Genomic DNA, 22,297 nt, shown 5'->3' with positions numbered 1-22,297 from the left:
GCGCTTCCGCGACGGCGGGGCAGGCCCTGGCGGCGGTGTCCGGGCCGCCGCGTACTTCTGTGGGCGCCGGGGGCCGACCGGGTGAACCACCCCTTGACCGCTTGGTCTAGACCTTGCATGATCGGCTGCGCGGTCCTTCCGGGCGGCGCGGGCGAGAGGGGACAGCGTGGCGGACGGCAGGCGGCGGGCGTTCATCGGGTCCTTCACCGCGGCCGGCGGCCCCGGCATCGTGACGGCGCAGGTCGACGCCGCCAGCGGCGCGCTGACCGTGCTGAGCAGCGTGAAGGCCGTCCCGGACCCCTCCTACCTGGCTCTTGCGCCCGACGGGGAGACCCTGTACGCGGTCAGTGAGACGGCCGAGGGCGCGGTGGCCGCGTACCGGGTGGGTGGGGACGCGCCCGAGCCGGCCGGGCGACCCGTGCCGGTCGACGGCAGCGGGCCGACCCACCTCAGCGTGTTCGCCGGGCACGTCCTGACCGCCAACTACGGCTCCGGCAGCGTCACCGCGGTCCCCGTCCGCCCCGACGGCACCCTCGCGCGGTCCGCTTCCGGTGTGCTCCGGCACAGCGGCGCCGGGCCGCACACGCCCCGCCAGCAGGGGCCGCACGCCCACCAGGTGCAGCCCGACCCGAGCGGCCGCTGGGCCGTCAGCGTGGACCTCGGCACGGACTCGGTGCGGGTGTGCACACTGACGGACGGCGCTCTCACCCTGCACCGGGAGAGCCCTCTGCGCCCCGGCTCGGGGCCGCGCCACCTGGCCTTCCATCCGGCAGCCCCGTACGCGTACGTCGTCAACGAACTGAGCCCCTCCGTCACCGTGTGCCGCTGGGACGCGGCGGAAGGCATGCTGAAGCCGCTGTCGGAAACCCCGGTCCTGCCCGGTGCACCGGCGCGCGACGCCTACCCGTCGGGCATCGTCGCCTCTCCCGACGGCCGCTTCGTCTGGACCGCCACCCGCGGCGAGGACGTCCTGTCCGTGCTCGCCGTCCGGGGCGAGGAGCTGCGGCTCGTCACCACGGTGCCCTGCGGCGGTCACTGGCCGCGCGCCCTCGCCGCCTCCGACGGCTTCCTGTACGTCGCCAACGAGCGGTCCGGCGACGTGACATGGTTCGCCGTCGACCCGGCCACGGGCATCCCGCGACGAGGCGGCTCGATCAGGGTGACGTCAGCCTCGTGCGTGGCTCTCGGCTGAGGACTGCGGAGCAGCCCCGATCCGCCCGTGCCCGGCCGGGCGCCTCACCCGACGAAGAAGGCCCGCTCCGAACCGGAGCGGGCCCTCGGGGCGTGACGCGCAGCACCTCGCGTCAGCGCACCGGCGCGCTCTGCGCCTGCTGCGGCGAGATGCCCAGTGCCGTCGTGTACTTGGCCAGGGCGAGCTTGCCGATCGCCGGGTACGGGCCGAGCGATTCGGCGGCGGAGCAGCTGGCCTCCTTCGCGGCTTCCTCGACCAGACCCTGCTCGATCTCCGGACCGATCAGATACGGCGCCAGCGCCAGCTGCTGCGAGCCCGAGGAGCGCAGCTGCTCGGCGACGGACGCGATGGAGCCCTCCTGGTCCAGGGCCGCGGCCATCACCGGCACGGCGAGGCGCGCGGCGAGCAGCATGCCCGTGATACCGGCCGCCTGCACGGCCTCGTCACCGCCCACGGAAGCGAGGATGATGCCGTCCGCGGCGGTCGCCACGGTGAACAGCCGGGCGCGGTCGGCGCGAGCCAGACCGGCCTCGGACAGCCGCACGTGCAGCGCCTCGGCGAGCAGCGGGTGCGGGCCGAGGACGTCGGTCAGCTCGGCGGCGACACGGCTCTCCATCAGGGCCTGACGGACCTGGCGCAGCAGCGCGCTGTCCGGGCCCGCGAGCAGCGGTACGACGACGGCGACGGGGCCGTCGGGCATCTTGACGTCCATACCTGCGGCGCGGGCCTGCTCGAAACGGGCCGTGCGCTCCTCGGCGGCGTGCACGAGCACGGCCTGCAGCGAGGGGAACTCCGCGTTGTCCCCGTCGAGGTAGCCGATGCGGGCGTCGAGGCCGGGCAGCTCGGAGCGGGCGATGCTCACGACCTCCTCGGCGAGGCTGCGCGTGGCGCTGCTGGGCGTCCCCGGCACGGCGAGGACGAGCGCGGGCGCGCCCTCGGGAGCAACCAGCGGCTCGGGACGGCGGTGCCGTCCGGGCTGGCGGGGGCGCGGCATTCGTACAGGCAGGCCATCCGCGGGCCCAGTGGGGGAACTCATGGCGCCGCATGTTACTGGCTTCCTGGGTTCCCCTGTTCGGGGAGGGTGCAGGTGAGCGGTATCCGTCCTGTTTTGTCTGATGAGTTACGTACGGAGGGGACGTGATCGGATCAATCACCCGAACGGGTGGTCACGTACAGCATCGTCTCGTCACCCGGCAGCGCGAGGGAACCGGTGCTCAGTTCGGCCGCGATGCGCACCGAACCGTGCAGCGGATCGCCCTCGGCCGGCACCCGGCGTGCCTGCGGGAGCCGCCGCGTCAGTTCTTCCTCCAGGGGCCCGAGCAGCGGGTCCCCCAGATGGAACAGGCCGCCGGTGACGGCGACGCGCGGCTCACCGCCGGAAGGGCACACGGCGGCGGCGGAGCCGGCCATGTGCCGGGCGGCCGCACGCAGGATGCCCGCGGCGACGGGATCCCCGTCCGCACAGGCGGCCACGTGGGGTGCGAAGGAGGCGAGCACGGCCGGCCGGTCGGGGCGGGGATACAGCGAGCCGGGCAGCCCGGCGACGGGCCCGAACACCTCCTCGGCACAGGCCAGCAGCCGGGTCGAGCCGTCCTCTCGTCCGTCGTGGGCGCGCAGTGCGGCCTCGAGACCGGCCCGCCCGATCCAGGCGCCGCCCCCGCAGTCGCCGAGCAGATGCCCCCAGCCGTCCGCACGCCGCCAGCCCGCCAAGTCGGTGCCGATCGCGATCAGTCCCGTACCGCCGGCGATCACGGCACCGGGGCGGGGCCCGAGCGCACCCACGTACGCGGTCACGGCATCGGCGGCCAGCGCGACCCTGCGCACACCCCACTCCCGGGCCAGGGCGCCGGGCAGTTCGGCGCGCAGCCCGTCACCCAAGGAGGCCAGCCCTGTTGCGCCGACGACGACGGTGGTCAACGGCACCGGTCCCGCCTCGGCGGTCAAGGCACGCACCAACGGCACGAGTTGCGCCATGAAGTGCTCGGGGTCGATGCCCCGGTCACCCGTGCGGACCGGGGCATCGGACGCCCGCCGGGCCAGCGGTCCGCGCTCGGAGGTCCCCACCACGGCCCGCAGCCCGGAGCCGCCGGAGTCCACGGCGAGAAACCCGGAGCCCTCCGGCACCCCGGTCACGGCAGGCGCCAGTCCACCGGTTGGCCGCCCTGGCGGATCAGCAGGTCGTTGGCCCGGCTGAAGGGGCGGGACCCGAAGAAGCCCCGGTCGGCCGACATGGGGGAGGGGTGGGCGGATTCGACGGAGGGCAGGTCGCCGAGGAGCGGACGCAGATTGCGGGCGTCACGGCCCCACAGGATGGACACCAGCGGCTTGCCGCGCCCCACCAGCGCCCGGATGGCCTGCTCCGTGACCTCCTCCCAGCCCTTGCCCCGGTGCGCGGCGGGCTTGCGCGGGGCGGTGGTCAGGGCCCTGTTGAGCAGCAGCACGCCCTGCTGCGTCCACGGCGTGAGATCACCGTTGGACGGCTGGGGGAGCCCCAGGTCGGTGTTCAGCTCGCGGTAGATGTTGAGGAGGCTGCCGGGCAGCGGCCGCACCTCGGGCGCGACCGAGAACGACAGCCCCACCGCGTGCCCCGGAGTGGGGTACGGGTCCTGACCGACGATCAGGACGCGTACGTCGTCGAAGGGCTGCTGGAAGGCCCGCAGAACGTTCGGCCCGGCCGGGAGGTAGGTGCGTCCCGCGGCGATCTCCGCGCGGAGGAAGTCCCCCATCGCGGCGACGCGTTCGGCCACCGGTTCCAGGGCCTGCGCCCAGCCCGCTTCGACGATTTCATGCAAGGGTCGTGGTGCCACGGGCGTCACCCTACTGCCGTACGGGCAGCGTCGATCAACCGGTGGCCAACGCCTGTGCGCAACCTGCCCCCGCCTCGTCCGCGCCTCAGCCGACGAGCGCGGCCCGCACGCACAGCACGTCCGGCAGGTGGGAGGCGAGCTGCCGCCAGCTGTCACCGTCGTCCGCCGAGGCGAACACCTCGCCGTTGCGGTTGCCGAAGTAGACGCCCGCCGGGTCGGCATCGTCGGTGCACATCGCGTCGCGCAGGACCGTGCCGTAGTGGTCCTCCTGAGGCAGGCCCGCCGAGAGCGGCTCCCAGCTCTTGCCCGCGTCCGCCGTCCGGTAGACCCGGCACCGGTGGTCGGCCGGGACCCGGTCGGCGTCGGCGTTGATCGGGAACACGTATGCCGTGTCGCCCCGGTGCGGATGCGCCGCCGCCGCGAAGCCGAAGGTGGACGGCAGGCCCTCGCCGATGTCCGTCCAGTGCGCACCCGCGTCGTCGCTGCGGTACACCCCCCAGTGGTTCTGCAGATACAGCCGGTCCGGGGTGGCCGCGTCCCGCGTGACCTTGTGCACGCACTGGCCGAACTCCGGGTTCGGGTCGGGCAGGAACACCGCGGAGACACCCGAGTTGGAAGGTGTCCAGCTCGCGCCGCCGTCCAGGGTGCGGAAGACCCCGGCGGTCGAGACGGCGACCGTCACCGCCTTCGGGTCGCGCGCGTCGGTGAGCACGGTGTGCAGGCCTTCACCGCCGCCTCCCGGCACCCACTTCGACCGTGTGGGGTGCTCCCACAGTGGCCGGACCAGCTCGAACGTCTCCCCGCGGTCCTCCGAGCGGTACAGCGCGGCCGGTTCGGTGCCCGCGTACACCACGTCCGGCTCGGCGGCGGCCGGGTGCAGCTGCCACACCCGCTCCAGGGACGCCCCGGTGTCCTTGGGGAACTTGACGGCCGGACGGGCCGGTTCGGTCCAGGTCCGGCCGAGATCGTCGGAGTGGAACACGGACGGGCCCCAGTGCGCGCTGTCGCCACCGGCCAGCAGCCGCGGGGTTCCGGCCCGTGTGTCGATGGCGACCGAGTACACGGCCTGCGCGTTGAAGTAGGGGCTCTCGTCGAACTCCCATACGCCACCACCTCGCCGGCGCCCGATGAACAGGCCTTTGCGCGTGCCCACGGCGAGCAGTACCTCGGTCATGCCGATCACCTCCGCGGCGTCGTCCTTGACGCCTTCGTCCCGAACACCGGCCAGTCTGCACCTGACCACTGACAGTCACCTCCGGAACGGGCTCCGGCGCAGGTCAGCGGGGTGTCGGCGGCGCGGGGCAGAGTCCCGCGGGCCGGCCCCGGAGGGCACTCGCAGGGAGCCCGGGGGCCGGTGGGGACCGTCACGTCGGGTAGGTGCTGTGAGCATCCGGGCGCCGCCGTCCGTATGGGAAGAGCGGCGGGATGGTCGTGGGCTCGTGAGGAGGAGGCCTTCGATGGCGTTACGTGGCCCGGGGGTGTGGTGGTGGCGCTGGCGGCGCAATCCGCTCAAGCGCCGTGCCGACAGGGTGGAGGCCTGGGTCGTCCTGGGCGTGTGGACGCTCACCGTGTGCGTCGGGGTGCTGGCCGGGACGACGGTCAGCCGTTCCGTGGAGGACGGGATGGCCCGGGAACGCGTCGAGTGGCGCCCCCTCGTGGCCCGGCTCGCCGAACGCGCTCCCGGGACGGCCTCCGGCGACGCCCGTGTGTCCCGCGCCGAGCGGGTGTGGGCGACGGCGCGTTGGACCGCCGCGGACGGTTCCGAGTACTCCGGCCAGCTGCGGGTCCCGGCGGGCAGTGCCGCCGGGGCTCCGGTCACCGTGTGGACGGACCCCGAGGGCCGCCAGGTCACCCGGCCCGTCACCGAGGCCCAGGCCCGCGTGCGGGCCTCCCTGATCGGCGGTGTGGCGGGCCTTGGCGCCGCGGCCGTACCCCTGGTCGCCGGCCGCGCCCTCCGCAGCCGTCTGGAGCGCCGCCGCATCGACCAGTGGGACGTGGAGTGGTCCCGCTTCGGCCCGATGTGGGGGCGTACGACGGGGTGAGGCCCTACCGGGGCCCCTGCCCGGCCAGCGCCTCCCGGCACACCCGCAGCAGCCCCAGGTCCTCGTGTATGCCGTAGCCGCCGGGGTCGGTGCGGTGCCGCCGGGGGGAGGCGAGCTCCGCTCGGAGGGCGTCGTGCAGGGGCGCGCCCGCCGGTCCCAGTGCCGAGACGCACTCCACGATCGTTCGGCGCGTGCGCGGGTGCTCCGCCCACGTGGAGCGGAGGGAGGGAAGGAATCGTTCCGGCTCCCCGGTTGTCCGCCACACCGCGCAGGCGGCCGTGGCCCGCCCCCACGCGTCACCGGAGCCGGCCAGCTCGCGCAGTCCGGGCAGGGCCGGTCGGGCCGCCGGGCCCAGCCGCCCCAGGACGGCCGCCGCACGGCGCCGGCGACCGCTCCCGCTGCCCGTCAGCTCCCGCAGCAGCACGGGCAGCACGGCCTCCGCGTCGCCCGTGACCGACCACAGCGCGTCCGCCGCCGCGACGGCGCAGTCGGTCTCCAGCAGACCGCGCAGATCCGGTGCCGCCTCGCGCGCGGCGTCGCCGAACGCGCCGAGGGCCGCGACCGCGGCTTCCGTGACGGTGTCGCGCCGCCGCAGCCCGTCCGGCATGCCGCGCAGCAGACGCAGGACCGCGGGTACGGACGCGACGTCGCCCAGTGCGGCGAGTGCCGACAGCAGGGGAACGGCTCGCTCGTGGATGCCGGACGCGTCGAGCGGCACACGGGCGAGCCGTCGCCGCAACGCCGGGGCCAGAGGCACGGCCGCGCGGCCCAGATGGGGTATCACCAGCCCCAGGTCGTCCGGTACGACCGGGCCGGCCAGCACTTCGGCCAGCACCGGTGCGGCCCGCGTGTCCCCGGTCCCGGCCAGTGCCCTGAGCGGACCGCCCAGGGCCGCACCCCGCTCCCCGTGCCGTACACGAAGCTCGGGACGGTACGTCACCAGCGCGTGGAGGTGGTCCGCTGCGGGCGCGGCCAGTTCGAAGAGCTCCACCAGGACGGCGACCGCCGCGTCGTGCAACCGGCCCTCCTCCGCACCCAGTTGGTTGCCGATGAGGGTGACCGGCTGGGCGCCGCCGGTACGCCACTCGCGCAGCAGCCCGGCCGTCATCCACACACCGTTGCACCGGTCGAGGGGGTCCGGGCTGGTCAACTGCCCGCAGAGCAGGGCGACCCGGTCGGGCACCCGGCTGCCGAGCGCGGAGTGCAGGGTCCGCAGCAGCCGGGAGCCCTCCTCGTCCGAGGGGCGCAGCCGCAGCAGCCGGCCGGCGAGCGTGTCCGGACCGGGGCCGTCGTACGGGTGTCCCGCCCGGGTCCGCTGCCCGGATCTGTCCCTGAGCAGCCCGACGACGGCCGGTACGAGATCGGCGGGGAGCCGATCCGGGGCGCAACCAGCGAGCTGGCCGAGTGCGGCGATCCGGAGCCCGGGGCCGTACGGGGGCCCGCTCAGCTCGGTCAGCAGGCGCACCGCCTCGGCGGCGTGGGCATCGTCGGTCAGCCGGTGCCGCCGCGCGAACAGGCCGAGGCTCTCGGCCAGGGCCAGCAGGACACGGTCGTCCCGCTCCACGGTGATCCGCTCCCGCACCAGGGCGAGCACCCGCGCCGGCCGGTCGAGGAACCGCACCAGCGCCCCGGGAACCATCCGGCGCACTCCGGCGTCGGCGTCTCCGGCGAGCCGGACGAAGACGTCGGAGTGCGCGCGCAGCGCGGCACGGACGCTCGCCGCGAGATCATCGCGGGCATCACCGATGTCGCCGATGCTGACGAGGAGCTCCAGCACCTCCGCCCGGTCCCGCACCTCCTCGCGGGCGGCGAGCGCGAGGAGAAACGGAACACAGGCGAGCGTCGAGTCGTACACATCGCCCTGGTGGTGCACGGCGCCGTACATCCCGTCGAGCGCGGTCTGCCGCTCGGACGGGTCGGCGGAGGCCAGTCCCCGCAGTAATCCGGGCACGTCCTCCGCGCTGCCGTTGGCATGGCGCAGCGAGGCCCAGTCGACCTCGTCGATCCCCCTGAACACGTCGTCCTCCCCCAGCCGAAGTGCCAACTGACGGGGAGTCTGCACCACGGCACTGACAGCGAAGCGGAATCGGGAGGTGACAGTGCGCGAACTGTGCGCACGATGGCTTGAGTAGAGACGGTCCACCAGGAGAGCCGGCCCGACCCCGCCCATGTCGCCCGGGCGGAGCCCGGCGGCCCGGTCCGCCCCGTCAGCCCGCCCCGGCGTCGCGGCCCCCTCCGGGCAGTGCCCGCTCCACGATCGCGTCCAGGCCCGCCGCCTCCGGCAGCGTCCCGAAGGCGTGCCCCCAGTCACCCCCGAGCCGCGTCGCGCAGAACGCGTCGGCGACCGCCGGTGGGGCGTGCCGGACGAGGAGGGAGGCCTGGAGTGTCAGCGCCATCTGCTCCACGAGACGGCGAGCCGTCGTCCGGGATGCCTCGGACAGCCCCGTCTTGAGCCGTGTCACGGCCGCGTCCAGCCGGGCGTCCGCCCCCCGGGCGAGGGCGAGCTCGCCGAACAGGGCCTCGGCGGTGCCCGGTTCGCGGCTCAGCGCCCGCAACACGTCGAGGGCGTTGACGTTGCCGGAGCCCTCCCAGATCGACAGCAGGGGAGCCTCGCGGTAGTGGCGGGGCATGCCCGAGTCCTCGACGTATCCGTTGCCGCCGAGGCATTCCAGGGCCTCCGCGGTGAAGGCCGGGCCCCGTTTGGTCACCCAGTACTTGCCGACGGCGGTGGCGATCCGGCGGAACGCCGTCTCGGCCCCGCCCGCATCGTCTCCGCGGATCGCCCGGTCGGCCGCCCCGGCCAGCCGAAGGGTGAGCGTCGTGGCGGCCTCCGACTCCAGCGCCAGGTCGGCGAGAACATTGCGCATCAGCGGCTGGTCCACGAGCCGTGCGCCGAACGCGCTGCGGTGGCGCGCGTGGTGCCCGGCCTCCACGAGGGACCTGCGCATCAGCGCCGCCGACATCGTCACGCAGTCCAGCCGCGTGCAGTTGACCATCTCGATGATGGTCTTCACGCCCTGCCCCTCCGGGCCGACCAGCCAGGCCACGGTGCCGTCGAACTCGGGCTCGGAGGAGGCGTTGGACCGGTTGCCCAGCTTGTCCTTCAGCCGCTGGATGCGGAACGTGTTGCGGGTCCCGTCGGGCAGCACCCGCGGCACAAGGAAGCACGACAACCCGGCCGGGGCCTGTGCCAGCACCAGGAACAGGTCGCACATCGGCGCCGAGGTGAACCACTTGTGCCCGCGCAGCGCGTACACCCCGGGCTCCGCCGTGGGCGTGGCCGTCGTGGTGTTCGTCCGGACGTCGGAGCCGCCCTGTTTCTCGGTCATCCCCATGCCCGCCAGCAGGCCGCGCTTCTCCGTGGGCTCCCGGAGGGCGGGGTCGTACTCGCGGCTCGTCAGCAGCGGCTCGTAGAGCTTCGCCAGCTCCGGCTGCCTGCGCAGCGCCGGGACGGCCGCGTAGGTCATCGACGTGGGGCAGCCGTGCCCCGCCTCGGTGTGCCCCCACACCAGTCCGCCCGCGCTCCGGACGACATGGGCGCCGGGCCGGTCGTCCGCCCAGGGCGCAGCGGCCAGTCCCTCCCCGATCGCCGTGCGCATCAGATGGTGCCAGCTGGGGTGGAACTCGACCTCGTCGACGCGGTTGCCGTACCGGTCGTGGGTGCGCAGTTCCGGCTCGTGCCGGTTGGCCAGGTCGGCCCACTCCTGCGCCTGGGCGCTTCCCGCCAGCCGGCCGAGCCGCCGCAGGTCCTCCTCGGCCCACCCGGCGCCCTCCCGCCGCAGCCCTTCCAGCAGGGCCGTGTCGTCGGAGGCGTCGTACGGGGTGAGGGGCGGGGCCTGGTTGGTGACGTCGTGCGTGGCGGGTCCGCCGTACGCATGCTGTTCGTCCAGTGTGGAGACCATGCCGCGAGTGTTGCACCATGTCTGCGGTTGCAGCAATCCTGCAACATCGGAATCCGCCGCGTACAGTACGTGACCATGCCCATGAACGTCCCGGCGCGGTCCAGCGCGCTCGATCTGCGTCCGCTGTCCGCGCGGTCGGTCGTGCTGAGCCTGCTCCTCGGGGCGCATCCCCCCGAACTGCCGGTCAGCGAACTGGTGCGGCTCGTGGAGGGCTTCGACGTCGGCGGCTCCACCCTGCGGGCGGCGCTCAGCCGGATGGTGGCCGCCGGAGACCTGCGGCGCACGGACGGCGGCTACCGCCTCAGCGACCGGCTGCTGGAACGCCAGCGCCGCCAGGAGGACGCCGTGCACCCGCACACGCGCGCGTGGGAGGGCGACTGGGAGATGGCCGTGGTCACCGCGACGGGACGCGGCCCCGCCGAACGGGCCGACCTGCGCACCCGGCTGGCCGCCCTGCGGCTCGCCGAACTCCGCGAGGGCGTCTGGCTCCGGCCCGCCAACCTGACCCGCACGCTCCCCGGTGACCTGGACCAGGTGGTCCAGCGCTACACGGCCCGCCCCGGCGGGGCCCCGGGCGAGCTGGCCGAAACCCTGTGGCCGCTGGACGCCTGGTCCGCCACGGCCCGGGCCCTGCTCGCCCACATCGCCGGCGCGCCCCGCCCGGCCGACCGCCTGACCGCCTTCGCCGCCGTCGTACGGCACCTGCTCGCCGACCCCGTCCTGCCGCCCGGACTCCTGCCCGCCGACTGGCCCGGCACCGAACTGCGCGCCGCCTACACCGGCTACCGGCGGGAGCTGATCGGAGAGGTGCGCGCGCGCGTGCGCGGCACCTGACGCGGACGGCCGTGCGCAGCGCCCGCCGGGACGCTCCGCACGGCCGCCTTCACCGTGGGGGGAGACTGCGTGGGACCTACCTGTAGGAGATGTCCGAGGTGGAGTAGAGGCAGTTCTTGCTGTCGGGTCCCGAGCCGACGGCGGTGTTGTTGTTGTACTTCTGGCAGGGGACGACCTTGCGGCCGGAGTCGTTGCGGATCGTGATGTTCCGCAGGGTCGCCACGTCGTTGCGGTTGACGTTGATGCCGACGAGCCGCGCGGTGGAGCCGGTGCCGGTCACCTCGACGGTGTTGAGGTTGACCTTGCGCGTGTACTGCGTGGAGCAGTCACCGCAGGAGCGGTAGAGCGTCTTGAACTCCTGCACCGCGAAGTTGGAGATGGTCAGCGTGCCGCCGCCGTTGTGCTGGAAGACCTTGTCGGCCGCCTTCTTCGCGCCGCCGCCGATCACCTTGTAGGTGGCGCCGTTGCCGCCGCGGAAGGTGGCGGCGTCCTCGCCCACGTCCTCCCACCAGACGTTCTGCAGCGTGCAGCTGCCCTCGCAGTGGATGCCGTCGGCCGCGGGGGCGCCGAGGATGACGTTCTTCAGCACCGCGCCGTTCGCGAGCTTGAAGATCGGGTCCTGGCCCTCCTCCTGGCCGTCACCGGCCAGGCCCCCGGTGCCGTAGTACCGCTTCATCCCGTAGTCCTTGGTGCCGGACACCGAGATGGTGGAGGAGGTCCCCTGGCTTCCGTTGGGGGTCGGCCAGGTCGCGGCGCTCGCCGTGGGCGCGTTGGTGGTCATGACCATGCCAACCGTGAGGCCCAGTGTGGCCAGTGTGCCGGTCAGCGTGCGCCTGCGGGCGCGCGGTCGTGTCGCAGAAGTCATGTCCCGATTCCTTCTGTCGTGGGGGTGGAGGGGGTCAGGGCCTTCCGGTGGTCGTCCGTCCCGTGGGGGCCTCTAAGGGGTGGGGCTGGCGGCAATCACTTACGTGAATGACGTTCGTCATGTTGCTCATCCTGCGCACTGAACGCGGCCCGTTCGCGCCAACGGGTCACGCTGCTGAACGGAACGTAGGGGGCAAGCGCTTTCTAGTCAACGCCTCGCGCAGAACGTATTCGGCCGGTCCTGGTCACGGCGACGCTGTGTGGGAGCGCTTCCATGAGAGCCATGCCCATGCCACCATGCCGCACGGACGCTTCCCTTCACGAGAGGTGGCGTCGATGCGGGCCGACGCATGGCCGAACCGCCCGAACGACGTCCTCGAAACCGCATTCAACGGAAGGAACCGGACGTGTCTGCCACCCCCCACCCCACGACGAGGAGACGACCCCTGAGGTCGCTCCTCCTCGCGCTCGTCGCCGCGCTGCTGCCGTTACTCGCGGCCACCGTGCTCACCACACCCGCGGCAGCCGCAGGCGAGCCCGCCCGCGCGAGGGCCGTATCCGCGGCGGCCCTCACCGAGGTCACGAACTTCGGTACGAACCCGAGCAACCTGCGGATGTACCTGTACGTACCGGAGAGCGTCACTCCGAAGCCGGCCGTCGTGGTGGCCGTGCACTGGTGCACCGGCTCGGGCCCGGACATGTACAACGGCACCGAGTACGACACGCTCGCCGACCGGTACGGGTTCATCGTGCTCTACCCGTCCGTCACCCGCAGCAGCAAGTGCTTCGACGTCTCCTCGCCCCAGGCCCTGCGCCGCGGCGGCGGCAGCGATCCCGTGGGCATCAAGTCGATGATCGACTGGGTCACCCGCACCTACGACGCCGACACCCGGCGGGTGTTCGCCACCGGCATCTCCTCCGGCGCGATGATGACGAACGTCCTGCTCGGGGACTACCCGGACGTGTTCGCGGCGGGTGCGGCCTTCTCGGGCGTCCCGTTCGGCTGCTTCGCCACCACCGACGGCTCCGAGTGGAACAGCGCCTGCTCGGGCGGCACGATCACCCGCACCGCGAAGGAGTGGGGCGACCTGGCCCGGGGCGCGTACCCCGGCTACAGCGGCCCCCGCCCCCGGATGCAGATCTGGCACGGCACCCAGGACGACGTCCTGCGTTACCCCAACTTCGGGGAGCAGATCAAGCAGTGGACGAACGTGCAGGGCGTCGGTCAGACGCCCACCACGACCGACACGCCCCAGTCCGGCTGGATCCGCACCCGCTACGGCGGCACGGGTGACCGGGCCCCCGTGGAGGCCGTCAGCCTCCAGGGCGTCGGCCACAACCTGTACGCCCAGGGCATGGCGCCCCACGTGCTCGCCTTCTTCGGCCTGGACGACTCAGGCCCGGCCCCCCAGCCCCAGCCCGGCGCCTGCAAGGTGACCGCCTCGGTGAACGCCTGGAACACGGGCCTGACCGCCTCCGTGACCCTCACCAACACCGGCACCACGACCGTCAACGGCTGGACGCTCGGCTTCACACTGCCCGCGGGGCAGGCGGTCACGGGCGGCTGGGGTGCCACCTACACGCCGTCGTCCGGTTCGGTCACCGCCACCAACGTCTCGTACAACGGCACCATCGCTCCGGGGGCGAGCGTGAGCATCGGCTACCAGGCCGGTCACGGCGGCAACAGCGCCGCTCCGGCCGCGTTCACGCTCAACGGAACGGCGTGTGCGACCGGTTGACGCACCTCCCCGCGTGCTGGAGCGGGTGCCGGATCAGACCGACCGGTGGTACTGGTCCGGCACCCGCACCTCGCCGCCGAGTTCCCGCGCCGCGTGCCGCGCCCACGAGGGGTTGCGCAGCAGTTCACGGCCCAGCAGGACCGCGTCCGCCTCGCCGTTGGCCAGGATCTTCTCGGCCTGTTCGACGTCGGTGATGAGCCCGACCGCGGCGACCGGCAGGGCGGTCTCGTTCTTCACCCGGGCGGCGAAGGGCACCTGGTAGCCGGGCCCGGTGGGGATGCGGACGCCGGAGACGTTGCCGCCGGTGGAGACGTCCAGCAGGTCGATGCCGTGGGCCCGCAGGTCGGCGGCGAAGCGGACCGTGTCGTCCGCGGTCCAGCCGCCGTCCTCGAGCCATTCGGTCGCCGAGACGCGGAAGAACAGTGGCTTGTCGTCCGGCCAGACCTCCCGTACGGCGTCGACGACTTCGAGGGCGAAGCGGGTGCGGTTCTCGTACGAGCCGCCGTAGGCGTCGGTGCGGTGGTTGGAGTGCGGGGAGAGGAACTCGTTGATCAGGTAGCCGTGGGCGCCGTGGATCTCGGCGACCTCGAAGCCGGCGGCGAGCGCGCGGCGGGCCGCGGCCGCGAACTGCCCGACGACGTCCTTGATCTGGTCGGCGGTCAGCTCGGCCGGGGCCGGGTGCTTGTCGTCGAAGGCGAGCGGGCTCGGGGCGACCGGGTCCCAGCCGTGGGCGTCCGGTCCGACCGGGGTGCCGCCCCTCCAGGGCCGGTCCGTCGACGCCTTGCGGCCGGCGTGGGCCAGCTGGATCGCCGGCACCGTGCCGTGGGCGGCGAGGAAGCGGGTGATGCGGCGGAACGCCTCGACCTGCGTGTCGTTCCAGATGCCGAGGTCGTAGGGGGAGATGCGGCCCTGCGGGGACACCGCGGTGGCCTCGACGATGATCAGGCCTGTGCCGCCGGTGGCGCGAGCGGCGTAGTGCGCGAAGTGCCAGTCGTCGGGGACCCCGGTCTCCGGTCCCTCCGGCGCCGCCGAGTACTGGCACATCGGAGGCATCCACACGCGGTTCGGGATGGTCACATCGCGCAGGGTGCAGGGCTCGAAGAGCGCGGTCACGGCGGACTCCATTCGTCACGGGGTCGATGTCGACTCATACGATAGGCATCGTAGTACGGCGGATGTCAAACTACGAGGGTTCTCGTACCATGGAGTCCCCGAGAGAGTGGAGCCGCCGTGACGCCCCCCGCCGTCAGCAGTCGTGACCTGCCGCATCCCGCGCGTGACGAGATCCGGCTGGAAGGGGTGCTGCACGCGCTCTCGGACCCGATGCGGTTGCGGATCGTGCGGGAGCTCGCCGGTGCGAGTGGCGAGCTGTCCTGCTCGCACTTCGAGCTGCCCGTCACCAAGTCGACGACCACGCACCATTTCCGGGTGCTGCGGGAGAGCGGCGTGATCCGGCAGGTGTACCGGGGGACGGCCAAGATGAACGCGCTGCGGCGGGACGACCTGGGGGAGTTGTTCCCGGGGTTGCTGGATGCCCTTCTCGACGCCGCTGTTCGGCAGGCCGTCCGTCTCGGTGGCTGAACCGACTGACGCTGCGGGTGGGCGGGACCACGTGGGTGCCGAGGGTGCCCGCGCCGCCGGTGACCAAGGTCGTCGCCTGTCGCGCCGCTAAGGGGTCCTCACTGTGCCCGCCCGGGTCGCGCGGCCTGGCACCGCGCCTCGCCGCGTTGCCGAAGAGCCCTGGTCGTTGCGGGACATGACGTGGGTGCCACAGGCCGATGTCAGTGAAACCAAGATGCTTCGACGGGCATCGGTCGGGTAGCGTGCGGGCCATGTCGAGTCCTGAGTCAGACAAGGCGGGGGCTTTCCGTCACGCCGTCAGCCCCCCTGAACCACTGAGCTCGTAGCCCTGTCGTCGCGCCGCATTCTGCGGCCGGGCGAGTGTGCCCTTGGGGCTGGCCGTGGTGACGAGATGACCTTCTCGTGCTTCTCCTCACCTCGGAGCCACTCGATGCCTCTCCCGCTGTATCTGCTTGCCATGGCGGTTTTCGCCATGGGCACCTCGGAGTTCATGCTCGCCGGCCTCTTGCCGGACATCGCCTCAGATCTCGATGTCACAGTCGGGACAGCCGGAACGCTTACCTCGGCCTTCGCGGTCGGCATGATCGTCGGTGCCCCATGTGTGGCCGCGCTTGCCCGCAACTGGCCCAGGCGCACCAGCCTTCTCGGGTTCGTCCTCGTTTTCGCGGCAGCTCATGCCGTGGGCGCCATGACCACGAGCTTCCCGGTCCTGTTCGCCACCCGGGTCGTCGCCGCTCTCGCGAATGCAGGGTTCCTTGCCGTCGCTCTGACGGCTGCGGCCACGCTGGTTCCACCTGACAGGAAGGGACGTGCGCTGGCCGTGCTGCTGTCGGGCACGACGGTGGCCACGATCGCCGGTGTCCCTGGTGGGTCGGTGCTCGGCGCGTTGCTCGGCTGGCGGGCCACGTTCTGGGTTGTCGGCGCTCTCTGCCTGCCTGCAGCTCTCGGCATTCTGAAGGGAATCCCAGCAGGACGTGATGAGGATGAGGCGACTGGCAGGCCGGCGTTGCGAGCGGAGCTCGCCCAGCTCACACGGCCGCGGTTGATTCTGGTGATGCTGCTCGGCGCGCTGGTGAACGCGGCAACCTTCGGAAGCCTCACCTTTCTCGCCCCCGTGGTGACCGACAGCGCCGGGCTGGGCGAGTTGTGGATCTCTGTCGCTCTGGCGCTCTTCGGCGCCGGTTCCTTCGTGGGCGTCACTGTCGCCGGCCGGCTGTCCGACCGGCGTCCCGGTCCGGTCATCGCAGTCGGCGGCCCGCTGCTGCTCATCGGCTGGCCGGCCCTGGCGATGCTGGCCAACGAGCCGGTCGCCCTGTTCATCCTCGTGTTCGTGCAGGGCGCACTGTCGTTCGCGCTGGGCAGCACGCTGATTACGCGGGTCCTCTACGAGGCCGCGGGAGCCCCCATCATGGCCGGCTCGTATGCGACCGCGGCGCTCAACGTGGGCGCCGCCGTCGGCCCCGTCATCGCTGCGGCCACCCTCAGCACCGAAGCCGGGGACCTCGGGCCGCTCTGGGCAAGCGGACTCCTCGTCGCGGTCGCGCTGCTCATCGCGTTCCCCCTCCTGACCGCCATCACGGCCGGCCGGAGCACCGAGGTGCTCCGGTGACACACGCGAACGCCCCTTGACCGTCGAAGGACGCCGAAGGCTCGTGGAGCGCCGCGGCACCCGTCCGATCGCGCACGTCGCCGCCGAGGCCGGTGTCTCCCGCGCCTGCCTGTCCAAGTGGAAGAACCGGTACGACACGCACGGCGAACTCGGACTGCAGGACCGCCCAAGCGTCCCGCGATCCTCACCGACCCAGACCCCACCCGATGTCGTCGAACGGATCGAGCATCTGCGCCGGGACAACAAGTGGTCCGCCCGCCGGATCACCCTCGAACCCGCAGGCGGGGGAGTGCAGATCATCGAGCGCACAGTAGGCCGGTGGCTGGCGCGCCTGGGCATCAACCACCGCCGGTTCCTCGACCCCGACGGCTCGGCCAACAGGCGCCCGTCGAAACGGATCGTGGCCCACTACCCGGGCCACATGGTCCACCTGGACGTCAAGAAGGTCGGACGGATCCCCGACGGCGGCGGGTGGCGGGCCCACGGACGCGGCTCCAAGCAGGCCAGGGCCGCACAGCGCGCGAAGACCGGTGGCGCCAAGGCCGGGTACGTCTACCTGCACTCTGCCGTCGACGGATTCTCCCGATTGTCCTACACCGAGCCCCTTCCCGATGAGAAGGCCACCACCGTGGCGTTCCTCGGCCGCGCCCGCGCGTTCTTCGCCGCCCACGGCACGAGACGTCATCTCATTCGGCGCGTAAACGTAGTGCTCGAGCTTGCTGTGGTGCACGTCTGACCTGCGGGTTGCGCCATACTCCACGAGTGACTACACCGATCGGTCCCGTGGTCCTCTTCGATGACGACCACTCCATGTACGTCCTCCAGGACCGAGCGTCCGCCGAGGCATGGTGGGAGATGCCCGACGAGTACGCCTGTGGGTTCGACGCCCTCGCCAGACCGTTGCGCATGACGGGTGAGCCGCATCAGGTCACCCTTGAGCTCAGTGGTGATGAACCGGCCGAGGCCGACCTGCGTCGTCTCGTCGCCGAGCACTACCAGCCATTCCTGCAAGGGCAGATGCCGCCACAAGCGTCCGCTCTTTCAGAATTCATTGCGGGACTGCCTGTCGAGGGTGCGTAACGCGGATCTGTTCGTCGGATAGCCCGCCGACGGATCGGGAAATGAGTCTGCGGTAGCAGATGAGGGTGCAGGCGATGCTGGTGAAGGCGAGGAAGTGGTCGGCTTTGCGTTCGTAGCGGCGGTGAAGGCGTCGGCAGCCGGCAAGCCAGGCCATGGTGCGTTCGATGGTCCAGCGGTGGCGGCCCAGCCGTTGCGAGGACTCGACACCTTTACGGGCGATGCGCTGGGTGATGCCGCGCTGGCGTAGCCATCGCCGCAGGTGGGAGTAGTCGTAGCCTTTGTCGGCGTGGAGCTTGCTCGGCTTGCGCCGCCGGGGCCCACGGCGGGAGCGGATCGACGGTATGCCCTTCTGGAACGTCCACTACAACTACCACCGGCCTCACACCGCCGCCGGTCTCTCCGGCACCTTGCGATGCACGGCACCAGACCACGCGGCCTGATCGGACGCTCATGGTGAGAGAACCCCTAAGGCGCCTTGCCTGCTGCGGCCTTCAGAAGGGACTGCCAGTCCGGGAGTTTGACCACTCCGCGGCCCAGGGAGGCTCCCAGTTCCGCCTCCGCCCGCTCGATCGACTGCCAGCCCGGCCATGCGATGGGGTCGGCTCCCTCCGCGCGCAGAGCCGGGAGGGGATCGTCGGGCGCGGGCCGCAGGATGAGTGCCGGCGCGTCCTCGAGGAGCGATGTCGCCGTCTCCTTCGCGCAGGGGCGGTTCGTGCCGATGACGCCCGTGGGGCCGCGCTTGATCCAGCCCGCCACGTACTCGCCCGGGGTGACGACGCCCTCGCGCAGTACGCGGCCGGACAGGTTCGGGACCGTGCTGGTGGCCGGGTCGAACGGAAGGCCCTCCAGGGGGACTCCGCGGTATCCCACCGAGCGCAGGACCAGCTGTCCCTCGATGACCTCGTGGCGGCCCGTGCCCGTCACGCCGCCGTGGCCGTCCGGGGCCGTCCGCTCGAACCGCGCCGCGCCCACGTGGCCCTGCTCGGCGAGCAGGGCGGCCGGGCGGAGGAAGAACCGGAGGTGGATGCGGCGCGGGGCGCCCTTCGGGGGTGTCTCCGCCCAGCCGCGCAGCACCTCCACGTTGCGGCGCTGTGGGGCGGGCAGTGCGGACGGGTCCGTGTACCCCGGGTCCAGGGCCAGCTCCGCCGGGTCCACGACGACGTCGGTCCCCGGCAGGGTGCCCAGTTCGCGCAGCTCCTTGGTGGTGAACCGGGCCTGGGACGGGCCGCGCCGGCCCACCATGTGGATCTCGGTCACCCCGCTGTCCGCCAGAGTGGTCAGGGCGGCCTGCGGCATGTCGGTCGGGGTGAGCTCCGCCAGGCCACGGGCCAGCATCCGCGTCACGTCCACGGCGACGTTCCCCACGCCGATGACCACGGCCGACCGGGCGTCCCGCAGGAAGCCGGCGTCCACGGCGTCCGGGTGGGCGCTGTACCAGGACACGAACTGCGTCGCCGACCAGCTCCCCGGCAGGTCCTCCCCGGGGATGCCCAGGTGGCGGTCGGTGGCGGCGCCCACGCAGTACACCACCGCGTGGTAGAGCTCCCGCAGCCGCGCGACGGGCACGCCCCCGGGGCCGACCTGCACGCCGCCGAGGAACCGGACCCGGTCGTGCTCCAGGACCGCGCGCAGGTTGTTCTGCAGCGACTTGATCTTCTCGTGGTCGGGTGCCACGCCGTAGCGGACCAGGCCGTACGGGCACGGCAGCCGGTCCAGGACGTCCACGTGCACCTCGGAGTCCAGCTGGACGAGGCTCTGGGCGGTGTAGCACCCGCTCGGCCCGGAGCCTACGACGGCGACTCGCAGCACGGCGGAACTCCTCACCCGGGGGGATCGGACGGATCCCAGGAGAACGCTGACGCCTCCAGCATCGCACCCGCCGGGCTCCGCTGACAGGGTGCTGTGCTCCACCCGCGGCGCGTGTCCGATCTGTAGGGAATGTGATCATGCAGTTACGTTCGGTGTGTGCTGGAAGCATCCTTTCTGAATCTTTCTGATCGCTCTCCGGCGGACGGTGCGGTCTCCGTGCGCCCCGCGTGGGAAGTGCGGGAGAACGAGGGCACCACGCGGTGGTTCGAGTTCCGGCTGGCTTTCGCGGACGGCGCCCGGGTCGACGCGCTGGCCGTCGTGGGCGGCGGGTGCGTCTGCGTCGAGGAGGTGCGCGCCCAGCCCGCACTGTCACTCGACGACCTGGCCGTGCTCGCCGACTGGATCGAGGAGTCGGTGGCCGAGGCGCTGACCACCGCGCCCGGCGGCAGCCGGGGGCAGGGGCGCCGTGCGCGGCCGGCCTGGCCGCGCGGGGCGGAGGGGCGCGGGCTGGTGGCGCAGGAGTACCGCGCGGCCCAGCGGCACGGTGCCGACCCGGTCCTCGCCGTGATGGGTGCGACCGGGCACAGTCGCCGGACGTCGCTCAGGCTGATCGGCCAGGCCCGGGACGCGGGCCTGCTGCCGCCGCGCCGCGCCCGGAGGTGAACGCGCGAAGGCCCGGCTCCGGACGTCCTCGGCTTGTCAACCCACCACTGTGCCGGGTGCAACCTTGGGATCGGCTGGCCTGACGCGTAACCTATGGGTTACGCTTTTGGTGTGGATGACCTGAGCGGGGTGGCCGACGCCATCGCCGATCCGGTGCGCCGGGAGATCCTGTTGATGTTGCGCCGCGCCCCGCTGACTGCAGGCGACATCGCCGCCCGGTTCGCCATCAGCCGACCCGCGGTCAGCCGCCACCTGCGCGTACTGCGGGAGAGCGGCCTGGTCCGGGACCAGCAGATCGGACGCCATCGGCGTTACTCCCTCGTCCGCTCCCGGCTGGGTGACCTCGCCGCCTGGCTCACCCGGTTCGACACCCAGCGCGTCGACTGGCCGCAGCGTCTGGCGGCGTTGGAGACCGAGGTCCGCCGCACCCGGCGGGACCGCAACCGGGCCGAGCCCGCCGGCGATCAGCACACCGCACGCCACCCCAAGGAGGACACGGCATGACCCATGAGCCCACCGGACGGCTCGTCCCCACGCCGACGGGTCACGACCTGATCCTCACCCGCGTCTACCGAGCCTCCGCCGACGACGTGTGGGCGAGTGTCACCGAGCCGGAGCGCACCGCCCGTTGGTTCGGCCCGTGGCGCGGCCAGGCGGCGCCCGGCCGCACCGTCGAGGTGCAGATGGCGTTCGAGGAGTCGGCGCCCTGGTGCCCACTCCGGATCGAGGCCTGCGAACCGCCGCGCCGGCTCGCCGTCTCGATGGAGGACGACGCCGGATTCTGGTCGATGGAACTGCTGCTGGCCGAGACCGACGGCACCACCGAACTCCGGCTGGTCCATCACCTCGCCTCCGCAGAGCACCTCGGCCAGACCGGCCCGGGCTGGGAGTACTACCTGGACATGCTCACCGCCGCACGCACGGGCGGGCCACGGCCCGACTTCGAGGACTACTACCCCGCACAGAAGGCGTACTTCGAGTCCCTGGCCTGAGCTCCGGTGGGCAGGTCACATCACGCCTCCGGGAGGACTTCCACGCGTTCCCGACCCGGCGCGATGACGCGCTGTCCGCTGTGGGATGCGTCGCTCCGCGAGAACGGGCCGGTGAGATCGCCGGCCGGCCTGCCGGACGCCGCCGGCCGAGCACCGCCGCGGACACGGGCATGATGCGGGCGCTGAACCATGGCCGCGCCGACGCGGGCGGGCTGCGCCGGGCGTCGGCCGCGCTGCACCAGCTCGAGGCCGCCGGCACCCGCCTCGTCCTCGCGGTCGACGTGACGGCCCGGCAGCCCCCCGTGCCGGCTGCTGGCCGCGAGCTCAGCCGGCGAGCAGGGCGTGCACCCACTGGTCTTCGCGTTGCTCGATGTATTCGGCGTCGTTTCGCCAGGCGTCACCGTGGCCTTCAGCCCACAGCCTTGCCCAGGGCTGGACACCTTGGGCGGCCTGAGTTCGCAGGAAGTCGTGCATGGAACGCGTACGGCGCCCCAACAGAGGGGCCAACCGACGACGTTCGGACTCATCGAGACCGTACGCGTCGGCGAAGACTCTCAGTCGTTCCGCCGCGTCCGGGCGCTGCCAGTCTGGATGTGCGGACAGCGGGATGAACCCGTGAATGGCGTATGCGACATCCCACAGGAGGGAGCCGGGACCTGCTGCGTCCCAGTCGATGAGGGCCCACCGCGTCTCGTCTGCGACCACGAGGTTCCAGGGGGCCAGGTCGTCATGGGCGATGATGTCGCTGCCCTCGGGAGGGATCAGTGTCTGCCAGTGCGCGTCGGACGGGGGCGTGAAGTCCTGCACGGCATCGTGGAAGTCGCGGATGAGGCGTGCAACGCGAGCCAGTTGTCGAGCGGGGTCCATCAGCGAGAACCGGTCGGGCCAGACCACATGTCCCGGCATGAAGGTCAGGACCTCACGTCCTTGATCGTCAATGCCGAGTGGGCGAGGCGCCGCGCTGAATCCCACCTCGTTCAGGTGGGCGAGCAGGGCATGCACGGAGGGAATCCATGGTCCGGCCGGACGGCGAACGGTGTCTCCGACGCGAACGACACCATCACTTACGTTGCCGCCAGGCAACGGCTGTTCATCATCGTGCTGCATCGAACCAGTGTGTCGGACCAGCTCGCCGTGATCACCCCATTAACGGGGGAACGTCAGAGTGCGGACAGAGGCTGAA

General features: G+C 72.4%; 20 protein-coding genes and 2 pseudogenes. 11 read left to right on the top strand and 11 right to left on the bottom strand.

Going from position 1 to position 22,297, the window contains the following annotated elements; genetic code table 11:
• The first annotated feature begins 166 nt into the window (after window positions 1–166).
• Window positions 167–1,192, top strand: a complete 1,026-nt coding sequence (locus tag ACFU3E_RS17395) for a lactonase family protein (protein WP_384158196.1) — start codon at window positions 167–169, stop codon at window positions 1,190–1,192.
• Between the two features lie 112 nt (window positions 1,193–1,304).
• Here the strand turns inward: ACFU3E_RS17395 and ACFU3E_RS17390 are convergent, their stop codons facing one another.
• From ACFU3E_RS17390 to ACFU3E_RS17375, 4 genes are all read right to left on the bottom strand, one after another.
• Window positions 1,305–2,228 carry a sirohydrochlorin chelatase gene (locus ACFU3E_RS17390; RefSeq protein ID WP_384158193.1) on the bottom strand — a complete coding sequence of 308 codons (924 nt, stop codon included), beginning with the start codon at window positions 2,226–2,228 and terminating at the stop codon, window positions 1,305–1,307.
• 110 nt (window positions 2,229–2,338) lie between these two features.
• Window positions 2,339–3,325 (bottom strand): N-acetylglucosamine kinase, encoded by a 987-nt coding sequence (locus tag ACFU3E_RS17385; protein WP_384158190.1) that lies wholly within the window; start codon window positions 3,323–3,325, stop codon window positions 2,339–2,341.
• Window positions 3,322–3,999 carry a uracil-DNA glycosylase gene (locus ACFU3E_RS17380; RefSeq protein ID WP_384158187.1) on the bottom strand — a complete coding sequence of 226 codons (678 nt, stop codon included), beginning with the start codon at window positions 3,997–3,999 and terminating at the stop codon, window positions 3,322–3,324. Before ACFU3E_RS17380 ends, ACFU3E_RS17385 begins: the two co-directional genes overlap by 4 nt.
• A gap of 85 nt (window positions 4,000–4,084) precedes the next feature.
• A complete protein-coding gene (locus tag ACFU3E_RS17375; protein ID WP_384158184.1) occupies window positions 4,085–5,242 on the bottom strand; it encodes a WD40/YVTN/BNR-like repeat-containing protein in 1,158 nt (385 codons plus the stop codon).
• A gap of 214 nt (window positions 5,243–5,456) precedes the next feature.
• On the opposite strand from ACFU3E_RS17375, the gene ACFU3E_RS17370 reads away from it, so the two are divergent.
• Window positions 5,457–6,041, top strand: coding sequence for a hypothetical protein (locus ACFU3E_RS17370; protein ID WP_384158181.1), 585 nt, complete (start codon window positions 5,457–5,459; stop codon window positions 6,039–6,041).
• Between the two features lie 4 nt (window positions 6,042–6,045).
• Here ACFU3E_RS17370 and ACFU3E_RS17365 read toward each other — a convergent pair whose 3' ends face one another.
• Window positions 6,046–8,058 (bottom strand): HEAT repeat domain-containing protein, encoded by a 2,013-nt coding sequence (locus ACFU3E_RS17365; RefSeq protein ID WP_384158179.1) that lies wholly within the window; start codon window positions 8,056–8,058, stop codon window positions 6,046–6,048.
• Between the two features lie 190 nt (window positions 8,059–8,248).
• The gene (locus ACFU3E_RS17360; protein ID WP_384158176.1) at window positions 8,249–9,943 is read right to left on the bottom strand and encodes an acyl-CoA dehydrogenase family protein; all 1,695 of its coding nucleotides are present in this window, start codon (window positions 9,941–9,943) and stop codon (window positions 8,249–8,251) included.
• A 75-nt stretch (window positions 9,944–10,018) separates the two neighbouring features.
• Here ACFU3E_RS17360 and ACFU3E_RS17355 point away from each other — a divergent pair, with 75 nt between their 5' ends.
• Window positions 10,019–10,777, top strand: a complete 759-nt coding sequence (locus tag ACFU3E_RS17355; protein ID WP_384158173.1) for a PaaX family transcriptional regulator C-terminal domain-containing protein — start codon at window positions 10,019–10,021, stop codon at window positions 10,775–10,777.
• A 76-nt stretch (window positions 10,778–10,853) separates the two neighbouring features.
• On the opposite strand, the gene ACFU3E_RS17350 is transcribed toward ACFU3E_RS17355, so the two are convergent.
• Window positions 10,854–11,642 carry a pectate lyase gene (locus ACFU3E_RS17350; protein WP_384158170.1) on the bottom strand — a complete coding sequence of 263 codons (789 nt, stop codon included), beginning with the start codon at window positions 11,640–11,642 and terminating at the stop codon, window positions 10,854–10,856.
• A gap of 406 nt (window positions 11,643–12,048) precedes the next feature.
• Here ACFU3E_RS17350 and ACFU3E_RS17345 point away from each other — a divergent pair, with 406 nt between their 5' ends.
• The gene (locus tag ACFU3E_RS17345) at window positions 12,049–13,380 is read left to right on the top strand and encodes a PHB depolymerase family esterase (protein WP_384158167.1); all 1,332 of its coding nucleotides are present in this window, start codon (window positions 12,049–12,051) and stop codon (window positions 13,378–13,380) included.
• A 33-nt stretch (window positions 13,381–13,413) separates the two neighbouring features.
• Here ACFU3E_RS17345 and ACFU3E_RS17340 read toward each other — a convergent pair whose 3' ends face one another.
• A complete protein-coding gene (locus ACFU3E_RS17340) occupies window positions 13,414–14,493 on the bottom strand; it encodes an NADH:flavin oxidoreductase/NADH oxidase (RefSeq protein ID WP_384158164.1) in 1,080 nt (359 codons plus the stop codon).
• 117 nt (window positions 14,494–14,610) lie between these two features.
• Here ACFU3E_RS17340 and ACFU3E_RS17335 point away from each other — a divergent pair, with 117 nt between their 5' ends.
• The 4 genes and pseudogenes from ACFU3E_RS17335 (at window position 14,611) to ACFU3E_RS17320 (ending at window position 17,650) form a co-directional block, all read left to right on the top strand.
• A complete protein-coding gene (locus ACFU3E_RS17335) occupies window positions 14,611–14,961 on the top strand; it encodes an ArsR/SmtB family transcription factor (RefSeq protein ID WP_384158161.1) in 351 nt (116 codons plus the stop codon).
• Between the two features lie 430 nt (window positions 14,962–15,391).
• Window positions 15,392–16,570 carry a Cmx/CmrA family chloramphenicol efflux MFS transporter gene (locus ACFU3E_RS17330; RefSeq protein WP_384158158.1) on the top strand — a complete coding sequence of 393 codons (1,179 nt, stop codon included), beginning with the start codon at window positions 15,392–15,394 and terminating at the stop codon, window positions 16,568–16,570.
• A pseudogene (locus ACFU3E_RS17325) lies at window positions 16,567–17,261 on the top strand (helix-turn-helix domain-containing protein); the annotation flags it as partial. The gene ACFU3E_RS17330 and the pseudogene ACFU3E_RS17325, both read left to right, overlap by 4 nt.
• Before the next feature lie 71 nt (window positions 17,262–17,332).
• Window positions 17,333–17,650, top strand: coding sequence for a hypothetical protein (locus ACFU3E_RS17320; RefSeq protein ID WP_384158155.1), 318 nt, complete (start codon window positions 17,333–17,335; stop codon window positions 17,648–17,650).
• Between the two features lie 55 nt (window positions 17,651–17,705).
• On the opposite strand, the pseudogene ACFU3E_RS17315 reads toward ACFU3E_RS17320, so the two are convergent.
• Both ACFU3E_RS17315 and ACFU3E_RS17310 read right to left on the bottom strand, forming a co-directional pair.
• Window positions 17,706–17,981, bottom strand: a pseudogene (locus ACFU3E_RS17315) (transposase); the annotation flags it as partial.
• A gap of 134 nt (window positions 17,982–18,115) precedes the next feature.
• A complete protein-coding gene (locus ACFU3E_RS17310; RefSeq protein WP_384158152.1) occupies window positions 18,116–19,459 on the bottom strand; it encodes an FAD-dependent oxidoreductase in 1,344 nt (447 codons plus the stop codon).
• A gap of 216 nt (window positions 19,460–19,675) precedes the next feature.
• Between ACFU3E_RS17310 and ACFU3E_RS17305 the strand changes: the two genes are divergently transcribed.
• The 3 genes from ACFU3E_RS17305 (at window position 19,676) to ACFU3E_RS17295 (ending at window position 21,114) form a co-directional block, all read left to right on the top strand.
• On the top strand, window positions 19,676–20,122 hold the full coding sequence (locus ACFU3E_RS17305; protein ID WP_384158149.1) for a DUF6214 family protein: 447 nt from the start codon (window positions 19,676–19,678) through the stop codon (window positions 20,120–20,122).
• A 111-nt stretch (window positions 20,123–20,233) separates the two neighbouring features.
• Complete coding sequence (locus tag ACFU3E_RS17300; RefSeq protein WP_384158145.1) at window positions 20,234–20,626, top strand: metalloregulator ArsR/SmtB family transcription factor; 393 nt, start codon at window positions 20,234–20,236, stop codon at window positions 20,624–20,626.
• Window positions 20,623–21,114 (top strand): SRPBCC family protein, encoded by a 492-nt coding sequence (locus ACFU3E_RS17295; protein WP_384158142.1) that lies wholly within the window; start codon window positions 20,623–20,625, stop codon window positions 21,112–21,114. Before ACFU3E_RS17300 ends, ACFU3E_RS17295 begins: the two co-directional genes overlap by 4 nt.
• Before the next feature lie 324 nt (window positions 21,115–21,438).
• Here the strand turns inward: ACFU3E_RS17295 and ACFU3E_RS17290 are convergent, their stop codons facing one another.
• A complete protein-coding gene (locus ACFU3E_RS17290; RefSeq protein ID WP_384158139.1) occupies window positions 21,439–22,221 on the bottom strand; it encodes a phosphotransferase enzyme family protein in 783 nt (260 codons plus the stop codon).
• Window positions 22,222–22,297 lie beyond the last annotated feature (76 nt).

This window comes from Streptomyces sp. NPDC057424 (assembly GCF_042803315.1).
Lineage (GTDB): Bacteria > Actinomycetota > Actinomycetes > Streptomycetales > Streptomycetaceae > Streptomyces.
This window is presented reverse-complemented; position numbering and strand designations above follow the sequence as displayed.